This window comes from Caldicoprobacter sp., from assembly GCF_047459465.1.
Classification (GTDB): Bacteria; Bacillota; Clostridia; order Caldicoprobacterales; family Caldicoprobacteraceae; genus Caldicoprobacter.
This window is the reverse complement of the sequence record NZ_VSCO01000194.1, coordinates 1-2,760: the sequence shown is the minus strand read 5'-3', so window position 1 is coordinate 2,760 and position 2,760 is coordinate 1. Positions and strand designations below refer to the sequence as shown.

The window sequence follows — 2,760 nt, the reverse complement described above, 5'->3', positions numbered from 1 at the left end:
CCCCTACCGAGTACAGGGAAAAATTGCGCTAGATTTGCAGCATGATAACCGAAAGGAGTAAAATATTGCTTTTCAAGGGAGCATATTTTTAAAGCAACTGGGCATCTGATTACGTTGAGCATCGATTGTGACAAATTCTATAATGAACATAGCTGATAAATCCAATAAAATAATAAAGGGAGGAGTTATAAATGAAAAAATTTATCATTTTTATCTTGGCAGCGGCTCTCATGTTGAGCATTACTGCATGTGGTTCATCAACTTCCTCCAATCCTTCATCCGGTTCTTCGGCTGAGAAGAAGGACATCCTCATTGGTGTTGCCATGCCTACCCAGTCTTTGCAGAGGTGGAATCAGGACGGAGCTAACCTGAAAGCGCAACTCGAGGCCAAAGGATACAAGGTTGACCTCCAATATGCTAACAACGATGTGAATACGCAGATACAGCAGATTGAGAACATGATTCTTAAAGGATGTAAGGTTTTGGTAATTGCGTCTATCGATGGTTCGGCTCTCACTGACGTGCTCAAAAAAGCGGCTGAAAATAATATAAAGGTCATTGCATATGACCGCCTTATCATGCAGTCGGAACACGTCGATTACTATGCCACATTTGACAACTTCAAGGTTGGCGTCATTCAGGGACAGTACATTGAAGAAAAGCTTGGATTGAAAGAGGGAAAAGGACCCTACAATATAGAGATATTTGGTGGTGCACCCGATGACAACAATTCTCTTTTCTTCTATAACGGTGCCATGAGCGTGCTTAAGCCCTATATTGACAATGGTCAGTTAGTGGTTGTGAGCGGACAGACCGATTTCGTAACGGTAGCCATTCCCAACTGGGATTCGGCTAAAGCCCAGGCAAGGATGGATAATTTGATTACGGCCTATTATGCGGATGGAACAAGGCTGGATGCCATATTGTCGCCTAACGACAGCCTGGCAATAGGTATAGTCGCTTCCCTCAAGAATAACGGGTATGGTACGCCCGATAAGCCCTATCCAATTCTGACAGGTCAGGATTGCGATAAAGCCAATGTAATTGCCATGATTAACGGACAACAATCAATGTCTGTGTTTAAAGATACGAGGGTACTTGCGGCTAAAGTCGTTGAAATGGTTGAGGCTATATTGGAAGGCAAAGAAGTGCCAGTAAATGATACTGAGACTTATCATAATGGAGTGAAGGTTGTTCCTTCCTACTTGTGCGAGCCCGTATATGTAGATGTTAACAACTATAAGGAAATATTGCTGGACAGCGGTTATTACACCGAAGCAGATCTGCAACAATGAACTGTATTGGAAGTCCAGTTGATTGAATTTTAAATGAGTATTTACAAGCCGAACAGCTAATGTCTGTTCGGCTTGTAAATATGATGCATAGTTTTTTGTCGTTCATAGGCCATATTAACAAAAAATGGTATATAGGGGTTGATAAAGCGGTGGAATATATTCTTGAGATGAGGAATATTACAAAGGTTTTTCCCGGAGTAAAAGCGCTGGACAACGTTAATCTCAAGGTGCGAAAGGGTGAGATTCATGCCCTAGTAGGTGAAAACGGGGCAGGGAAGTCCACCCTTATGAATGTATTGAGTGGCGTTTATCCTCATGGGACTTATACTGGGACCATACTATTTGAGGGCAAAGAATGCTCTTTTAAAGGTATAAAGGACAGCGAAAAGGCTGGTATAGCCATTATCCATCAGGAATTGGCTTTGATACCGTCTCTTTCTATAGGCGAAAATATATTTTTAGGCAACGAACGTGCTAAAAAGGGGATCATAGACTGGAATCAGACTCATGTACAGGCCATAAGGCTTATGCAAAAAGTTGGGCTTAAGGAGAATCCTGCTACCCTTGTAAAGGATATAGGTGTTGGCAAGCAGCAGCTTGTAGAAATTGCAAAGGCGTTGGCCAAGAATGTAAAACTGCTTATTCTGGATGAGCCAACGGCAGCTTTGAATGAAGAAGATGCCGAAAACCTGTTAAATCTTTTGCTGGAACTTAAGAAAGAAGGCATTACCTCCATATTGATTTCACACAAGTTGCATGAAGTGCTAAAAGTTGCCGATTCCATCACCATCCTCAGGGATGGTCGTGTCGTTGAAACCCTCGATAAGCACAGGGATGATATAAGTGAAGATAAGATCATCAAAGCGATGGTAGGGCGAGAGCTTACAAACCGTTTTCCTAAAAGGACTCCCAAGATTGGTGAGGTCATTTTTGAAGTAAAGAATTGGACTGTGTATCATCCTTTGATTGAAGGCAGAAAGGTAATAAAAGACGTCAGCATCAAGGTGAGAAGGGGAGAAATTGTCGGGATATACGGGCTTATGGGCTCGGGCAGAACCGAATTTGCCATGAGCGTATTCGGGAAATCCTACGGGAAGAATATAAGAGGTAAAATAATAAAGAATGGCAAGGAGCTAACCATAAACAACGTACGCCATGCAATAGAGAATGGACTGGCTTATGTTACCGAAGATCGAAAATCAGCCGGGCTTATTTTGATTGATGATGTGAAGAGAAACATTTCTCTTGCAAACCTGGGCCATATAAGCAAAAAAATGATAATTGATGAAAATAAGGAAATATATGTTGCTGAGGAATATCGCCAGAAACTTAATATTAAATGCAGCATCGTACTGCAGAAAACCGGCAATTTGTCGGGAGGAAATCAGCAAAAGGTTTTGCTCAGCAAATGGATTTTTGCCAAGCCCGATATATTGATCTTGGACGAGCCGACCAGGGGCATAGA

The 2,760-nt window shown here is 42.0% G+C and carries 2 protein-coding genes; both read left to right on the top strand.

Going from position 1 to position 2,760, the window contains the following annotated elements:
• Positions 1-191: 191 nt before the first annotated feature.
• Positions 192-1,295, top strand: coding sequence for a multiple monosaccharide ABC transporter substrate-binding protein (chvE, locus tag FWJ59_RS09190; protein WP_414481637.1), 1,104 nt, complete (start codon positions 192-194; stop codon positions 1,293-1,295).
• 167 nt (positions 1,296-1,462) lie between these two features.
• Positions 1,463-2,760: ATP-binding cassette domain-containing protein (locus FWJ59_RS09185; RefSeq protein WP_414481638.1), on the top strand; the 1,298-nt coding region annotated here is incomplete at its 3' end.